At 65.9% G+C, this 15,639-nt stretch carries 14 protein-coding genes; 13 read left to right on the forward strand and 1 reads right to left on the reverse strand.

Annotation, left to right across the window (positions count from 1 at the left end):
• Window positions 1-26 precede the first annotated feature (26 nt).
• From ABZ789_RS09900 to ABZ789_RS09945, 10 genes are all read left to right on the forward strand, one after another.
• Window positions 27-1,409: an MFS transporter gene (locus ABZ789_RS09900; protein ID WP_358422626.1), complete on the forward strand. Its 1,383-nt coding sequence runs from the start codon at window positions 27-29 to the stop codon at window positions 1,407-1,409.
• Between the two features lie 148 nt (window positions 1,410-1,557).
• Window positions 1,558-2,634 carry a class I SAM-dependent methyltransferase gene (locus ABZ789_RS09905; RefSeq protein WP_358422629.1) on the forward strand — a complete coding sequence of 359 codons (1,077 nt, stop codon included), beginning with the start codon at window positions 1,558-1,560 and terminating at the stop codon, window positions 2,632-2,634.
• Complete coding sequence (locus ABZ789_RS09910; protein ID WP_358422632.1) at window positions 2,625-2,930, forward strand: hypothetical protein; 306 nt, start codon at window positions 2,625-2,627, stop codon at window positions 2,928-2,930. The genes ABZ789_RS09905 and ABZ789_RS09910 overlap by 10 nt, the downstream gene beginning before the upstream one ends.
• Window positions 2,931-2,964: 34 nt before the next feature.
• Complete coding sequence (locus ABZ789_RS09915; protein ID WP_358422635.1) at window positions 2,965-4,503, forward strand: ABC transporter substrate-binding protein; 1,539 nt, start codon at window positions 2,965-2,967, stop codon at window positions 4,501-4,503.
• A 38-nt stretch (window positions 4,504-4,541) separates the two neighbouring features.
• Entirely contained in the window at window positions 4,542-5,642 is a 1,101-nt protein-coding gene (locus ABZ789_RS09920; RefSeq protein WP_358422638.1) for a methyltransferase domain-containing protein, read from the forward strand.
• A gap of 2 nt (window positions 5,643-5,644) precedes the next feature.
• A complete protein-coding gene (locus ABZ789_RS09925; protein ID WP_358422641.1) occupies window positions 5,645-6,712 on the forward strand; it encodes an ABC transporter ATP-binding protein in 1,068 nt (355 codons plus the stop codon).
• Window positions 6,709-7,752 carry an ABC transporter ATP-binding protein gene (locus ABZ789_RS09930; RefSeq protein ID WP_358422644.1) on the forward strand — a complete coding sequence of 348 codons (1,044 nt, stop codon included), beginning with the start codon at window positions 6,709-6,711 and terminating at the stop codon, window positions 7,750-7,752. The genes ABZ789_RS09925 and ABZ789_RS09930 overlap by 4 nt, the downstream gene beginning before the upstream one ends.
• 9 nt (window positions 7,753-7,761) lie before the next feature.
• A complete protein-coding gene (locus ABZ789_RS09935; protein WP_358422647.1) occupies window positions 7,762-8,046 on the forward strand; it encodes a hypothetical protein in 285 nt (94 codons plus the stop codon).
• Window positions 8,047-8,052: 6 nt separating this feature from the next.
• Complete coding sequence (locus ABZ789_RS09940) at window positions 8,053-8,979, forward strand: ABC transporter permease (protein ID WP_358422650.1); 927 nt, start codon at window positions 8,053-8,055, stop codon at window positions 8,977-8,979.
• Complete coding sequence (locus ABZ789_RS09945) at window positions 8,979-9,914, forward strand: ABC transporter permease (RefSeq protein WP_358422653.1); 936 nt, start codon at window positions 8,979-8,981, stop codon at window positions 9,912-9,914. The genes ABZ789_RS09940 and ABZ789_RS09945 overlap by 1 nt, the downstream gene beginning before the upstream one ends.
• A gap of 60 nt (window positions 9,915-9,974) precedes the next feature.
• Here ABZ789_RS09945 and ABZ789_RS09950 read toward each other — a convergent pair whose 3' ends face one another.
• Window positions 9,975-10,754: an IclR family transcriptional regulator gene (locus ABZ789_RS09950; RefSeq protein WP_358422656.1), complete on the reverse strand. Its 780-nt coding sequence runs from the start codon at window positions 10,752-10,754 to the stop codon at window positions 9,975-9,977.
• A 240-nt stretch (window positions 10,755-10,994) separates the two neighbouring features.
• Between ABZ789_RS09950 and ABZ789_RS09955 the strand changes: the two genes are divergently transcribed.
• The 3 genes from ABZ789_RS09955 to ABZ789_RS09965 are packed head-to-tail and all read left to right on the forward strand — an operon-like array spanning window position 10,995 to window position 15,611.
• Window positions 10,995-12,749: a carbon-nitrogen hydrolase family protein gene (locus tag ABZ789_RS09955; protein WP_358422659.1), complete on the forward strand. Its 1,755-nt coding sequence runs from the start codon at window positions 10,995-10,997 to the stop codon at window positions 12,747-12,749.
• Window positions 12,739-14,874, forward strand: coding sequence for an FAD-dependent monooxygenase (locus ABZ789_RS09960; protein ID WP_358422662.1), 2,136 nt, complete (start codon window positions 12,739-12,741; stop codon window positions 14,872-14,874). Before ABZ789_RS09955 ends, ABZ789_RS09960 begins: the two co-directional genes overlap by 11 nt.
• Window positions 14,871-15,611 (forward strand): arylmalonate decarboxylase, encoded by a 741-nt coding sequence (locus ABZ789_RS09965; protein ID WP_358422665.1) that lies wholly within the window; start codon window positions 14,871-14,873, stop codon window positions 15,609-15,611. Before ABZ789_RS09960 ends, ABZ789_RS09965 begins: the two co-directional genes overlap by 4 nt.
• The last annotated feature ends 28 nt before the right edge of the window (window positions 15,612-15,639 follow it).

A 15,639-nucleotide genomic window follows, 5' to 3' on the forward strand; every position in this document is an offset into this window, starting at 1 on the left:
CAGCGGGGCGATCGACGAAGCGGCCGGTGGGGCAGGGGGAGTCCCTGCCCCGCTCGTTCGCGTTCGCCCTCGGCTCCGGAACGATTCTGCAGGGTTTCAATTCGGCACTGATCGCGGTCGCGCTGGTGTCGATCGCGCAGCACTTCGGTGATTCATCGTCGTTGCCGTGGTTGATCTCGTCGATGTACATCGCGGCTGCGGTGGGAGCTCCGGTTGCGGGCCGGCTGTGCGACGTCTTCGGTGCACGTCGCATCTATCTCTGGGGCCTGGCGATCGTCGCGGTGGCGACGTTCGCCGGACCCTTCCTGCCATCGACCGGATGGTTGATCGCGGATCGGGTTCTGCTGGGTCTAGGTGCTTCGGCTCAGTTCCCGGCCGCCATGGCATTGATCCGCCGGATCGCGGCGGAGCGGAGCGCCTCTCCGGCCTCCGCGCTCGGCGTGATCGCCGTCTGCGGCCAGACCAGTGCTGCACTCGGACCCGCGCTCGGTGGTCTCGTCGTCGCCGGCATGGGCTGGCAGGGCATCTTCTGGATCAATGTTCCACTGCTGCTCAATTCGGCGTGGTGGGTGTGGCGCGTGGTACCTGCGGACCCGCCGCGCACCGATCGGCCGGGCATACGCCGCACCGTGCGCGACCTCGATCCGCTCGGTATGGCACTGTTCGTCACTACCCTGCTGAGCCTGCTGGTCTTCCTGATCGAATCGACCGAGCGGATGATCTGGCCGTTGCTACTCGTGACGATCGCCGCTGCGGGACTCTTCGTCCTGCGGGAATCCCGCGCCCGCACACCGTTCGTCGACGTCCGGCTGCTCGCGCGGTATCCGGCGCTGTCCCTGACATGCATGAGGGGGATGACGACTTTCACGGCCTTCTACTGCGTGTTCTACGGAATGCCGGTGTGGTTCGAGGCGGGACGGGACCTGGGGCCTGTGATGTCGGGCCTGCTCATGTTCCCGATCTTCGGGGTCGGGGTGCTCGGGACGATGGCCGCCACGAGAATGTCCCGGCGATGCTCACCCCGCTGGCTCCTGCTCATCGGCTCTGCGGCGTTCCTCGTGGCCGGGGCGGTGATGGCGGGCGTCCTGGATGCGTCCAGCCCGATCTGGCTGCTGGTCCTCGTCGGCGTGCTGCTCGGAATACCGAACGGGTTCAACAATCTCGGCAATCAACTCGTGTTGCACGAATCCGTGCCGACCTCGCATGCCGGCAGTGTCAGTGGTGTGTACCGCACTGCACAGTTCGTCGGCGCGAACTTCTCTGCAGTGATCGTCGCGTACACGGTTGGTACAGCCGACAGCGGCGCCGCCGCGCCGTCGTTGACCGCCTTGGGTGTCGTGGTCGGCGCAATCGGCATGGCTCTGTGCCTGGGAAATGTCGTTGCGTTGATCTCCGCTCGGCGCAACTAGTGGAACGCGATGTGACCTGCGCAAAAGCAGTTATTGCGCGGAAGTAAACATTACGTCTCGGATGTTCGTCTCTGCCACATCGTGATGTAGAAATATCCACATAGCGGCAATCAGATCCGCACCATCTCATTCGGATTCGGAGGATCCCGTGGACGTTCGGCTACAGCAAGCCCATCGGGCCGGTCTGGAGTTCCTCGGTGCCACGCAGAAGTTCACCGGCGGTGTCCTGCAGTCGGATGCACGGCGCGAGTACCTGAATGCGGTACCCGAGGCGCCGACCGGGCTCGACGAACGACGGGCGTCGGTAGCGCGGGTGCTCGCGGATTCACCGGCGTGGGCGTTCGATCGCTTCATCACCCGGTGGGTGGCGGAAGAAGTATATGTCCGTGCGCTTCCCGCGGTGGAGAGCATCAGGCCCACTGTCGAGGCATGGCTCGCGTCACCCGAGCAGCAGCTCGAAGTGGATCCCGATGTCGTCCCACCCTCGTACTGGGAGAACGAGTTCCATCTCACGCCCGGCGGATGGAACGGTCACGACCTCATGGGTCCGGCCATCACCGAACTGGTCTTCCACTACGTGCTGGTTCCGGGTGGAGTCGGCGCTGTCCGAACGGGACAGGCGCGCAAGGATCATCGTGCGACCGTCGCCGGCGCCGGCCGACGTGATTCCTATCGACGCATCGTCGAATTCGGTGCCTCCAGCGGCCGATACACCTTCGCCCTAGCGAACACCTACCCCGAGTCGCCCATCACGGCAATCGATCTCGCGGTCAGCTCACTGCGCCACGGTATCGCGACCGCACGAGCGCGGGGAATCGACACGATCGAGTGGCTGCACGCCGACATCGAGCGCACCCAGCTCCCGGACGGCGCAGCGGATCTCGTGACGATGTTCTCGCTGCTCCACGAGGTTCCGGACACCGGCGCCGAGGCCATCCTCGCGGAGGCGTTCCGGTTGCTCGAACCCGGTGGTGAGTTCCTCCTCGGCGAGGTTGCCCCTTACGACCGGCACCCGGCCTTCGACGCCGTGGTACTCGACTGGGAAACCGAGAACCGAGGCGAACCGTACTGGCGGGAAGCGCTCGGCCGAGATCTGGTCGGGATGCTCGAGCGGGTCGGATTCACCGAGGTGACCTCCTACGGTGCCTCGGGGGGAGTCTTCCCGTGGATCACCCACGCCGTCAAACCCACCGAATCGCACCAGGACCGATCGACATGCCAGTGAACCCGACTGCTGCCCGCCCGAACTACCTTTCGGACAACCGCCTCGACGACCTCGCCCGAATGGTCGCGGAACTCACTTCTCAAGTCTGGGTCCTCAAGGACCGCAACATGATTCTGGAGAAACTGCTCGCGGACGCCGGAGTCCTCGAGGCAGCCCGGATCGACGAGTACCTCCCCGACACCGAGACCGCCGCCGCACTCGCTGCCGAGCGCGACGCTTTCGTCTCTCGCGTCTTCGGTGCTGTCCTGGACCACCACGAACGAGTGGACCGTGCTCTCGGCAACGTTGCCGGATGACGACCTGTACCTCTCATACCTCTCAGGATTCGACATGACCACTTTTGCTCCCGCCCCGCTCCGCCGCCGCAAGACCCGCAGGGTCGCGTCCGCCGGAATCGCTTTCGCACTCTCCGCAGCGCTGTTGTCGGCGTGTGCGCCCGGTACCGACTCGGCAGGCGGCTCGGCCGCGGCCGACACCATCGTCGTCGGCTCCACGATCTCGATCCGCGCACTCAACCCCCTCGACATGCAGTATCAGACCGCTCAGTACAACGCCTTCGAATCCCTCGTGCGGATCATCGGCGGCGGTGAACCCGAGCCCGGCCTGGCCACCGACTGGAACCGCGTCGACGACACCACCTGGGACTTCACCATCCGCGAGGGTGTCACCTTCCACGACGGGACACCGCTGACGGTTGACGACGTCGTGTTCTCCTTCAACGAGACCATCGAGGAATCCTTCGTCACCTCGAGCGTGCTCACGGGGATCGACACCGTGACCGCACTCGACGATTCGACGGTGCGCATCACCACCAAGGGGCCGGATGCCCTGCTGCTCAACGCGGTCGGACAGGTGTCGATCGTGCCGAAGGCACTCTACGAACAGCTCGGTCCCGACGGCTTCGCCGCCGCGCCGGTCGGCACCGGTCCGTACACCATCGGTGAGTTCGACCTCAACACCGGCGTCATGTTCCATGCCTACGAGGGGTACTGGGGCGAGGCACCGAAGACTCCGAACATCGACATGCGGTACTTCAGCGATCCGACCTCGCTCGCATCGGCACTCGAATCCGGTCAGGTGGACGTCGCACACCAGCTCGGCATGCCGGCGATCAAGACGGTCGGGACCAATCCGGACTTCGTGCTCTCCAACGAGTTCGGTGGTAGCCAGAACATGATGCAGTTCAACTCGGTCTCGGGCCCGTTCGCAGACGAACGCGTCCGGGAGGCGGCCAACGCGGCAATCAACATCGACGAACTCATCGAGGCTCTCACCTATGGCGCGGGCATGAAGGAGGACGGCCAGCTTCCGCTCGAGGCGATCAACGGTTACACCGACACGATCACCCGCCCCGCATACGACCCGGAGAAGGCGAAGCGTCTGCTCGCCGAGGCGGGTGCCGAGGGAGCCCAGATCAAGATCGCGGGTCTGAGCATGTACAAGTCACTGCTCGAAGCGGTCGGTGCCCAGTTGGCCGCTGTGGGCTTCGAACCCACTGTCGAGACCCTCGAGATTGCCGTGTGGTCGCAGCAGTTGCGCGAAGGCAGCAGCGCCGACATCTTCTACAAGGGTCTGGGTTACGTCGGCATGTACGACGCCGACCGGCCGTTCTCACAGATCGCACGCGGATCCAATGCGATGGTCGCCGACCCCGCCTGGGATGAGCTGTACCAGGCGACGCGCACCGAACTCGACGAGGATGCACGCAGGGAGAAGATCGTCGAGGCGAGCGAGTACATCCTCGACAAGGACTACGTCCTGTGGACCTATTCGAGCCCGAGCGTCGGGGCTACCACCACGTCGATCTCCGGGATCGACTTCAGCTCGGGACTCATGCTGATGTTCGACGACGCCGTCAAGACGTCCTGATCCGACCTGTCGTCCCGATCGAGAAAGGCACTGCGACGATGACCACGGAATCCATCGCCGGCGGCTCGGGAGCCGGATGCGCCCCCACCCGGACCAAGGGCGAACACGTCGACCAACGAGGACGCGCAGAGCTCGAATTCGTCCGAACCATCACCACCGCCTCGTCGGGACTGCGAACGAAGCTGCGGCAGGACATCGAGGGGGCAGGTGTCCTGCCGGCGGTGGTGACCGATATCGCCGCAACCCGCGCGGTGGTCGACCCGGTCGCCGAAGCGTCTGCGCACTACCGGTTTTCGGCAGCAGCTCGTCGATGGACGCGGACCGTGACGACCCCGCGTGCAATGGACGCATTCGAACGTCGGCGCAATGTGCTCGAACCGCTCGCCGTTCCGTCCTCCACGGCGGTCGCCGAGGCGCCGGGGAAGTCGGCACCCCGGTACTGGGATTACGAATTCCACGGCACGACCGGGGGCTGGGACGGGCACGAGCACATGGGATTCATCCACCACGAGCTCGTCTACCACTTCCTGCTCACGAAGGTCTACGGCGGAAACGGTGACATCTTCGCGCAGCGTGCCACTTTCGCTCGAAGCGCTCCCGGTGAAAATTACACGGACATCGTCGATCTCGGATGTGGAACGGGTCAGTACACGCTGAAGCTCGCCGAAGCCTATCCGCAGGCGTCGATCACGGGCGTCGACCTGTCCCGGGCCGAACTCGTCTACGCGGCACGGCGGGCCGAAGAGGCCGGAACGACAGTGGCGTTCCGCCGCGCGCCGGCGGAGGATACGGGTCTTCCCGACGCCTCGGCGGATCTGGTGACCTCGTTCATCCTGCTGCACGAGATTCCGCCGCACGCCGTCAAAGCGGTGTTCGCAGAAGCGTTCCGGCTGCTCCGGCCGGGAGGACACGTCCACTTCGCCGATGTCGGCCGGTACGACCGTCGTCCTCCCTATCAGGCATGGAACGACGACTGGGATGCGGAACACGGCAACGAGCCCTGGTGGCGCACCTCCGCGACCCTCGATCTCGTCGAGGTGGCCCGGCAGGCCGGATTCGTCGACGTCGAGCAGTTCGAACTCGCACCGGGTTTCCATCCCATGGGCACCACGGCGCGCAAACCCTTGATCCAGGAGTAACCATGTCCCCAGTCGCCTTCGCGCCGGTCGGTCCGGCAGCCCCGGCCGAGACCGTCCCCGTGGCACTCTCGCTGCAGGACCTCGAGGTCTATCTTCCGCGTGCCGACGACGAGTTGCAGATTCTGCACGGTGTCTCGTTCGAAGTGCCGAAGGGTTCGGTCGTCGCCCTCGCGGGAGAGTCCGGCTCCGGGAAGTCCACCGCAGCCTTGTCGGCGATGCGGCTGTTGCCGTGGGGTGCGCGGGTGACCGGACGGATTCTCGCCGACGGTCGCGACGTCGCTGCCATGAGCCGCGACGAACTGCGTCGGTTTCGTGCCGGCCATGCCCGGATCGTTCTGCAGGACCCGTGGAGCTCGTTGCATCCCATGCACTCGATCGGCGGCCAGCTCGTCGAGTCGGCGCGTTCTGCGGATCCGTGGCTGTCGAAGCAGCAGGCCCGGGAACTGTCCGTCGAGATGCTGCGACGGGTCGGCCTGCCCGACCCGGAGACGCGCATGACGGCCTATCCACACGAGATGTCGGGTGGGCAGTTGCAGCGGGTGCTGATCGCGATGGCACTCGTCGCGCGGCCGCAACTGCTGCTGTGCGACGAACCGACAACCGCCCTCGACGTCTCCACGCAGGCGCAGATTCTCGAGCTGTTGCTCGAACTGAACCGAGAGATGGGGCTGACGATCGTGATCGCCACCCACGACCTCGACGTCATCGCAGGTATCGCCGACCGTCTCGTCGTGATGTATGCGGGCAGGGTCGTCGAAGAAGGCCCCACGGCCGAGGTGATGGCCGCTCCCCGGCATCCGTACACCTGGGCACTCATGCAGACCGCGCCCAAGCACAACACGGGCACGCGGATGCGCACGATCGACGGCCGTCCGCCGGCCCTCGACGCCCTGCCGCCGGGGTGCGCCTTCGCCGACCGTTGCGAGTTCACCGTCGACGTGTGCCGCACGTCGCGCCCCGAATTGGTCCTCATCGACACTCACACCGTGCACCGCACCGCGTGCACGCGTGTCCAGTCCGAAACGGGCGGTGCCACCGCCGCCATCGATGCTCCGCTGGAGGCCTCATGATCGCCGATGATGTCGTTCTGGATCTTCAGGACGTGGTGCAGACGTTCACCAGCCCCGACGGCCGTAAGGTTCATGCCGTCAACGGCGTGAGCCTGACGGTGCGTCGCGGTGAAACCGTCGGGCTGGTCGGCGAATCCGGCAGCGGCAAGACCACCGTGGGACGAACTGCGCTGCGTCTGTACGACCCGACCGCCGGCCGGATCGTGTTCGAGGGCGACGACGTGACCCGGATCAAGGGCGCGGAGCTTCGCAAGAAGCTGCGCAGCCGCACGGCGATGGTCTTCCAGAACCCCACGACCTCGCTCAACGGCTACATGCGGCTCGGAGACATTCTGCGCGAACCGCTGGATGTGCATCGGATCGGGACGAAGGCGGAACGCGTGGCGAAGGTCGAGCAGATGCTCGATTCGATCGGCCTGGGAGCGGCCTACGCGTATCGCTATCCGCACGAGCTGTCGGGCGGGCAGCGGCAGCGAATCGGCATCGCCCGCGCTCTCATGCTCGACCCCGCACTCATCGTGGCCGACGAACCGACCGCCTCGCTCGACGTCTCCGTCCAGGCACAGATCATCAATCTGCTGGAGGACATCCAGGCGGAGCGCGGGCTGTCCTACCTGTTCATCAGCCACGACCTCGCCCTGGTGCGCCGCATCAGCCACCGGATCGCGGTGATGTATCTCGGTCGTATCGTCGAGATCGGCACGAGCGAGGACATCTTCACGCGGCCCCTCCACCCGTACAGCACCTCGCTCGCATCGATGGAACTCTCGCCCGAGAACCGGATTGTGCCGCAGGGGGAGCTGCCGTCTCCGGCGAATCCGCCGTCGGGATGCGCCTTTCACGGTCGTTGCCCCATCGCGCGCCCCCAGTGCTCCACCGAGCGTCCGCTGCTGACGGTCGTTCCGGGTGGAGGACCGGCGGAGGATCGCGCTGTCGCCTGTCATTTCCCCGGTGAGCTGACGCTGGCGACCGAACTGCACACACGCTCGGTCGTCGCTGCTCCGCTCCCGCTCGCTCCCGCGGCCGCGGCCGCTTCCTAGGAGGTTCTCATGCCCGGATTCGCAGCGGACAACCCGCGATATCTGGCGGCCGACACAGACGTCGAGACCGTCTACCGGATGCTCCTCGAAGTGGCCTCCGAGCTGTGGGTCACCCGCGACCGGTTGCTGCTGCTCGAGGGGACTCTCAGCCGGCGTGGCCTGATGTCGGCGGAGGAACTCGAGGAACTCGCCTTCGACGACGAGCACGCCGCTGTGCTCGAAGAGGAACGGCAGCGTTTCGTCGGACGTCTCTTCGGGTGCGTCGAGGACGTACCCGCGGCGAACGGGCGGTGATCGACGATGAAGATCGCTCGTTTCGTGATGTGGAAACTCCTGCTGCTGGTGACCGTCATCATCGGTGTGACGACGTTGATGTTCACCCTCACGCGACTGTCCGGCGACGCCGCCGTCCTCATGTCGCCGCCCGAGGCCTCCGACGCGGTCGTCGAAGCGACGCGTGAGCGGCTGGGCCTCGATGCTCCGCTGATCGTGCAGTACGTGGACGCTCTCGTCGGTGCCTTCACCTTCGATTTCGGTACGTCGTTCGTGACGAAGGAGGCCGCGAGTACCCTCGCCCTCGAACGCCTCGCGCCGAGCCTGTCGATCGTCCTGCCGGCACTGCTGCTCGCCGCCCTGCTCGCCTTCGCAATCGGTACCTACGCCGCGCTGCACCAGGCAGACATCCGGGGCCGGCTGCTCATGGCCGGAGCCTTCGTGCTCGACGGCATCCCGTACTTCCTGATCGCGCTGGTCCTCGTCCTGATCTTTGCGATCACGCTCGGCTGGTTGCCCGCCACAGGCGGTGGGTCTGCAAGCCTTGTCCTCCCGATCGTCGTCCTCACCATCCAGGGATTCGCGACGCTGTCGCGGTTGACCCGCGGACAGCTCATCGACGCGCTGTCCCAGGGGCCCGTGACGATGGCCAAGTCCAAAGGGCTCTCACCTCGGACGGTGCTGTTCAAACACACGGTTCCGCTGGCAGTGCCCCCGCTGATCTCGTATCTGGGCATCCTGTTCTCGTTCCTGATCGGTTCGCTGCTCATCCTCGAGCCTCTCCTCAACTACGCCGGCATGGGCCAGTTGCTCGTGCGCAGCGTCAACCAGCGCGACTTCCCCGCGGTGCAGGCGTGCGTGTTCATCATCGCCATCCTCATCACCGTGGTGAACATCGTGATGGACACGATCGTGCGGGTCCTCGACCCCCGTCTCCGAACGAAGGTGGCCTGATGACTTCCTCGCTTGCCCCCGCATCACCCACTTCGAGCGAGAAGGTGGTGAAGTCACCCGGTCGGATGCGTGAGATCTTCACGAAGGCGTGGAGGAATCCCACGGGCAAGGTCGGCTTCCTGACGCTCGGCGTGCTCGTGCTCGCAGCGCTCTTCGCTCCACTGATCGCCCCTCACGACCCGACGGTGCAGGCCCTCACCGCGGCCGACCGGGCGCCGGTCTGGCTCGGTGGCGAGGGTGGCTACCTGCTCGGTACCGACTCTCTGGGCCGCGACGTCTTCAGCCGCATCCTCTACGGCCTGCGTCTGTCTCTCGTGATCGGCATCGTGGCCGCGACCATCAGTGCGGCACTGGGTCTGGTGCTGGGGATCATCGCCGGCTGGTACGAGAGGTTCGCCGGTAAGTTCCTCATGCGCATCGCGGACGTGCAGTTCGCCGTCCCGTTCGTCGCCGTCGGCATCGCGCTGACCGCCGTCATCGGCCCCGGGATCACTCCGCTGCTGATCATCCTGTCGGTGTGGGGATGGACGAGTTACGCCCGGACCATCGCGAACTCGGTGTCGCAGGTCAAGCGTCAGGATTTCGTCACGGCGGCACGCACTCTCGGAGCATCCACCCCGAGGCTGATGTTGCGCCACGTCGCACCGAGCGTCCTGGCGCCCGTGGTCGTGCTGTGGTCGACGAGTGCCGGCGTGCTCATTCTCGCCGAATCGGGTCTGAGTCTGCTCGGTCTCGGTGTGCAGGCCCCGGTGTTCTCGCTGGGCAGCATGCTTGCAGACAGTCAGATCGCTCTGCGCCTGTCGTGGTGGGCGGTTCTCTTCCCGGGCCTGGCGCTCCTGCTGATCGTGCTGGCGTTCAACATGATCGGGGACGCGCTTCGCGATGCGTTCAATCCGAGCTCGGCACTCGTTCCACGTAATCCCGAACTGGTCTGAGATCGCACGGACAGACTGCGGGCCCGGCGGCGTTTCGCTGCCGGGCCCGCAGTCGTCTCGTCACGACGAACCGGATCCGTCCAGGGCCGAGGAGATTTCGGACGCCGCCTCGCGGACCAGGGAGACGATCCGAGCGCGTCGTGCGGCGTCGGTGCGGAAGATCGGGGCCGCAGTTCCGATGGAAGCGACGGTGCTGCCGTGCGAGACGATGGCGGCGGCCGTGCCCCAGATACCTTCGTCGATCTCTTCGAAACTCTCCGTCCAGCCGTCGCGGTGGACGATATCGAGTGCCTCGTCGGTGATCTGAGCGGCCAGGCCGGCATCGATCTCGTCGCCGATCGCCGCGACGACCGCCGCCCGCTCCGGTCGGCTCATGGAGGCGAGCAGAACCCGTGACATCGAACCGCGATGCAGTGACATGGCCTGCCCTTTGTCGAACTGCAGCCGGACAGGTCGCCGGGACTCCACCCGGTCGACGCAGTAGGCGGCGCGACCTCCGCGGCGAGCGACGAGTACGGTCTCATCGATCTCGTCGCGGATCCGCGTCATGATCGGCATGGCGATCTCGATGATCGGGGGACGGGCAGCTTCGCAGGCAGCGGCAAGCGACATCACGAGATCGGTTACGCGGTAACCGTTTCCGGACGACGCCTCGAGCAGTCCCACCTCGCGCAGCAGGGCGACATAGCGATATGTGGATGTCACCGACAGATCCAGGCGCTCGGACAAATCCGCGACCGTCCAGGTGGGGCGGTCCTCGGTGAAGCACAGCAGTGCCTTGAGCAGCTTGCGGCTGCTGCCCGCTCCGGATACCTGCTGCTCGGTCTGGGTGGGTGCCATGTCTTGTCGATTCTCCTGTGCCGGTGGAAGTGTCGAGAGCGATCGTGGACGGATGGGTCCGATGAGATCGTCGTTCCTTTCATAATGTGGCAATTGCTATCTCGCGTCGTGCTTGCGGCGGCCATGTTCACATGGTTGTTACCTGGAGTGTTCCCCGTGAGACGCGTACGAAACGTGAGGCGCGCATAGTCGAATTCCACAGTCTGCATGATGGAGTCGCATATTATGGAAACAGTCACGATGCTGGACACGTTCCCGAGGCCGGACGCCGCAGAGGCCACGGTGCGTGTCGGTGCCGCCCAGTTCTTCTCCGGTACCGACGTGGAGGCGAACGCTGCCCTGTGCGTCGAATACCTCCGGACTGCCGCAGCAGCCGGCGTACGACTCGTCGTCTTTCCCGAGAACAGCAATCGCCTCAGGGACTACAGGGACCGGGAACAGTGCTGGGAGCTCTCCGAAGATCTCGACGGAAGCTTCGTCCGCACCCTGCGTGAAGCATGCGCCGAGTTCGGCATGTATGCCGTCGTCGGCGTGGATATCCGCGGCGAACAGAGCCCCGACGTGCACATCGCCTCCATCCTCATCGGTCCGGACGGGGAGATTCTCCACGTTCACCACAAGACCGTCTTCTGGGACTACGAATACACACTGTTCGTCCCGGGAACCAAGCCGCTCGAGGTCGTCGACACTCCCCTCGGGCGCATCGGCCTGCTCATGTGCGCCGACGGGATCGTCCCCGACGTTCCGCGTGTTCTCGGCCAACTCGGCGCCCAGTTGTTCTGCAACTCCCTCAACTCGCGTGGACCCGACGAACTCCGGGTTCACGTCCCGCTCCGTGCGATCGAATCGCACGTCTGGCACGTCGCGGCGAACACCGTCGGCGGCCCGGCCGACGGATGGCCGTGGATGGGTGGCTCGCAGATCGTCACGCCCACCGGCGAATCGCTGGTGTGCGCCGGTGAGGAGCGAGAAGGACTGGTGTGGGCCGACATCGACATCACCGTATCGGACGACAAGCACGTCGAGGGACTCGGCGACATCTTCGAACTGCGGCGGCCCGATCTCTACGGGGACCTGATGGTCGACCACGGAGATCTCCCGGTCGCCGCGATGCTCGGCCCGGTCGACCCCGACATGGCACCGAAACCGCTCGATGTCGCAACTCTGCAGGTGTCGTGGTTCCACAATCGCGAATGGACCGTCACCCGTGCGCTCGCCCAGATCGAGTACGCGGCACGCCGCGGCGCGACTCTCGGAGTCCTGCCGGAGTTCTTCTGCTTCCGGCCCGGCGAACCGGCCACCGACCCCGCGGAGGCTGCCCGCATCTCCGAGACGGTCCTCACCCGCCTGCAGTCCGCGGCGGCCGAGCACCGAATCTGGCTCGTCGCCCACCTCGTCGAGACGGATCCGAGCGCCGATGCTCCGCTCTACTACTCGACTGCCTATCTGATCGACGACACCGGCACGATCGCGCTGCGCTATCGCAAGACCCACCTCGACGAGGTCGATGCGACGTGGGCGACGGCCGGTGCCGACATTCCCGTGGCGCACACGAGGATCGGCGCGATCGGCCTCATGATCGGCAACGAGGTGTGGGTGCCCGAGGTGATGCGTCTGCTCACCCTGCGTGGCGCCGAACTCGTCGCCCACCCCACCAGCTGGGACAGGATCGAAGCAGCGGAGATGGCCGCCACCGAGCGCACCGAGGAGAATCGCGTGCACCTCGTCTCCGTCACCCGGCTCGACAGTCCCGCCCGGATCGGCAGCCAGATCGTCCGCGCCGACGCGTTCATGCCCGGTCAGCCCATCGCCCTCATGCGCTATCCCTCCGCGCAGTGGACCCGGCACGGTTTCGAGGAGCAACTTCTGCAGAGCCTCGACCTGCGTGAATCCCACAGCAAGATGATGGGCTACCACCTCGATCCGGTCGGCTCCCGCCAGCCCGGCCTGTACGGTCCGCTGCTCACCGAAAGGACTCTCGAAAGTGTCCGATAACGCTGCCACCGACGCTTCGTTCCGCGACATGCACACCGTCGCCGTGGCCGGCATGGGGCCGGTCGGAATGGTCGCCGCGCTGCGACTCGCGCAGATGGGCCACGAGGTCCTCGTCTTCGAAGCAGGCGACGAGTTGTCCTCCGAATCCCGTGCCTCGACCTTCCACCCGTCGACTCTCGAGCTCCTCGACCGCCTGGGCGTGGCCGACGCGCTCCACGAGGTCGGCCTGAAGGCACCCGTCTACCAATACCGCGAACGCAGCGGCGCTGTGCTCAGCGAGATGGACATGACGATGCTCGCGGGGGAGACCGCGTACCCCTATCGCTTGCAGAGTGAGCAGAACAACCTCACCCGCATCATCCACGACGTGCTCGTGACGATGCCCAACGTCACGTTGCGGTTCTCGAGCCCCGTCGTCCGCGTGGAGCAGGCCGACCGGCACGTCCGTATCCATCTCGAAGGCGGACACCGCGACCGACCCATCCGCGCACGCTGGTTGATCGCTGCCGACGGTGCACAGTCGGCGATTCGCAAGTCGCTCGGTGTGTCGTTCGAAGGGCGCACCTACGACGAACGATTCCTCGTGGTCTCCACTACGCACGAATTCCGCGACGATTTCCCGGATCTCGCATACGTGTCGTATATTTCCGACCCCGACGAATGGGGCGTGCTGCTGCGAACCCCCAACCACTGGCGGGTGTTGTTCCCCATTCGCGACGGCGAAACCGACGAACACGCGCTCGGTGCCGAGGCGATCGAAGCGAGACTGCAGCGCATCGCCCCGCAACCGACGCCTTACGACGTCGCGCACGCGTCGATCTACGCTGTGAACATGCGTGCCGCCGCGACCTTCGCGGTCGGGCAGATCCTGCTGGCGGGCGATTCGGCGCATGTGAACAATCCGCTCGGCGGCATGGGCATGAACAGTGGCATCCATGACGCGTGGGCCGCCGTGGAGTGCATCGACGCGGCCCTCACCGGAACCGATCCCGGGCATGCGGCGTCCCTCTACAGCGAACTGCGCCGCGACGCCGCACTCAACCACGTGCAGGCACGCGCACAGAACAACTACGACTCGATGCGCCAGGACGATGCGGCAGCGCGGGCGTCCCGCGCCGACACGCTGTCCGCCCTCGACCGGGATCTGTTCGACAAACGCGAACATCAGCGCACCGCAGCGATGTTCACCTCCCTGCGGATCACGCTGGGCAGGCTCGCCCGGGAGCTGCGTTCGGTGCCGGATTCGGTCCGGCCGGCCGGTCGCGTCCTGTCCGAGAAGCTCTGCTACGGGCCGATTCTCGCCCCCGGCGTGTACGACGGGGTGTCGCTGGCCGCGCTCGAGAAGGCCGGCTTCGGTGCCGGCTACGTATCGGGTGCCGCGGTATCCGCGGTCGCGCTCGGCCGGCCCGACCTCGGCTATCTCGGTCTGGCCGATATGGCCGAGCACGTCCGTCGCCTCGCCGCGGTGAGCGATGTCCCCCTCATCGTCGACGGGGACACCGGCTACGGCGGCGTTCTCCAGGTAGGAGATGCGATCGCCCGATTCGAGGCGGCCGGCGCGGCCGCGGTCCAACTCGAGGATCAGGTCGCGCCGAAGCGCTGCGGCCACCTCGGCGGGAAGGAACTCGTCCCGGTGGAGGAGATGGTCGCCAAGATCGTCATGGCTTGTTCTCGTAGAACCTCCATGCTCGTCATCGCCCGCACCGATGCGCTGTCCGTGGCCGGATCGGACGCCGTCCTCGACCGCGCCCGGGCCTACGCCGAGGCCGGCGCCGACCTGATCTTCGCCGAAGGCGTGACGGCCGAGTCGGATCTGCGTGCGCTACGTGAGGCCACCGGCAGAACCCCTCTGGTCGTGAGTATGTCGGAGGCCGGCGATCCATCCGACCTGCCGCCCGAGCGCATTCTGTTCGAATGCGGCGTCGCACTCGTCATCCATCCGGTCGCTCCGGTCCTTGCTGCCGCAGATGCAGTCACGCAGGTCTACGACTCGATCCGGGCCACCGGTGATTCGGGCCGGACCGGCCGGGAGTGGCAGGACTTCACCGAACTGATGGGCCAGACCGAACAACTCTCCCGCGCGGCACTGCTCGCCGCCCCGACCCGAGCAAGGAGCAACGCATGACCATCCTGTCGAAAGGGCGCCGGTTCGCGCTCGTCGTCCCGTCCACGAACACCTCCGTCGAGCGGGAATTCCATCGGGTCCGTCCGCAGGACTGCTCGTGGCACACCGGACGCATCATGATCGACGCTCCCGCTCTGGATTCGGCGGAGGCGTTCGGGCTCTTCCGGGAAGGTCTCAACGCGGCTCTGCCGTCCGCACTCGAGATCGTCATGACCTGCGATCCCGAGTACATCGTGATGGGCATGTCCGCCGAAACCTTCTGGGGTGGAGTCGCAGGCAATGCCGCCTTCGAGGAGAACGTCCGGTCTCTCACCGGGCTCGGGGTCACCACGGGTGCCACGGCCGCGGCCGAAGCATTGAAGGCGTTCGGGGCGAAGAAGATCGGCATCGTCACCCCGTATCAGCCGGTGGGCGACGAGCAGGTCGTGGCCTACTTCACCGAACTCGGGTTCGAGGTGCACGCGATTCACGGCCTGTGTTCGGCATCGGCGACCTCGATCGCCGACGAGACACCCGAGACCCTGCGCGCGGCGTTCCTCGCCGTGGACGGGCCCGACGTCGATGCACTGATCCAGGCCGGGACGAATCTCGAGGCGATCGCCGTCGCGGCGGAACTCGAAGGCGAACTCGGTAAACCGGTCATTGCGATCAACGCCGCAACGATCTGGCATGCGCTGCGTACCAATGGAATCGACGACAAGATTGCCGGTTTCGGATCGCTGCTCGAGCGCTTCTGACCCACGGATCCGAGACCGAAAGAGGAAT

Source organism: Rhodococcus sp. NPDC047139 (assembly GCF_040643435.1).
GTDB lineage: Bacteria > Actinomycetota > Actinomycetes > Mycobacteriales > Mycobacteriaceae > Rhodococcus.

Bases quoted from the DNA above. Each gene is read 5' to 3' on its own strand.
- ABZ789_RS09930 (WP_358422644.1), top strand. From the start codon at position 6,709: ATGATCGCCGATGATGTCGTTCTGGATCTTCAGGACGTGGTGCAGACG.
- ABZ789_RS09955 (WP_358422659.1), top strand. From the start codon at position 10,995: ATGCTGGACACGTTCCCGAGGCCGGACGCCGCAGAGGCCACGGTGCGT.
- ABZ789_RS09910 (WP_358422632.1), top strand. From the start codon at position 2,625: ATGCCAGTGAACCCGACTGCTGCCCGCCCGAACTACCTTTCGGACAAC.
- ABZ789_RS09935 (WP_358422647.1), top strand. From the start codon at position 7,762: ATGCCCGGATTCGCAGCGGACAACCCGCGATATCTGGCGGCCGACACA.
- ABZ789_RS09965 (WP_358422665.1), top strand. From the start codon at position 14,871: ATGACCATCCTGTCGAAAGGGCGCCGGTTCGCGCTCGTCGTCCCGTCC.
- ABZ789_RS09920 (WP_358422638.1), top strand. From the start codon at position 4,542: ATGACCACGGAATCCATCGCCGGCGGCTCGGGAGCCGGATGCGCCCCC.
- ABZ789_RS09940 (WP_358422650.1), top strand. From the start codon at position 8,053: ATGAAGATCGCTCGTTTCGTGATGTGGAAACTCCTGCTGCTGGTGACC.
- ABZ789_RS09945 (WP_358422653.1), top strand. From the start codon at position 8,979: ATGACTTCCTCGCTTGCCCCCGCATCACCCACTTCGAGCGAGAAGGTG.
- ABZ789_RS09950 (WP_358422656.1), bottom strand. From the start codon at position 10,754: ATGGCACCCACCCAGACCGAGCAGCAGGTATCCGGAGCGGGCAGCAGC.
- ABZ789_RS09925 (WP_358422641.1), top strand. From the start codon at position 5,645: ATGTCCCCAGTCGCCTTCGCGCCGGTCGGTCCGGCAGCCCCGGCCGAG.
- ABZ789_RS09915 (WP_358422635.1), top strand. From the start codon at position 2,965: ATGACCACTTTTGCTCCCGCCCCGCTCCGCCGCCGCAAGACCCGCAGG.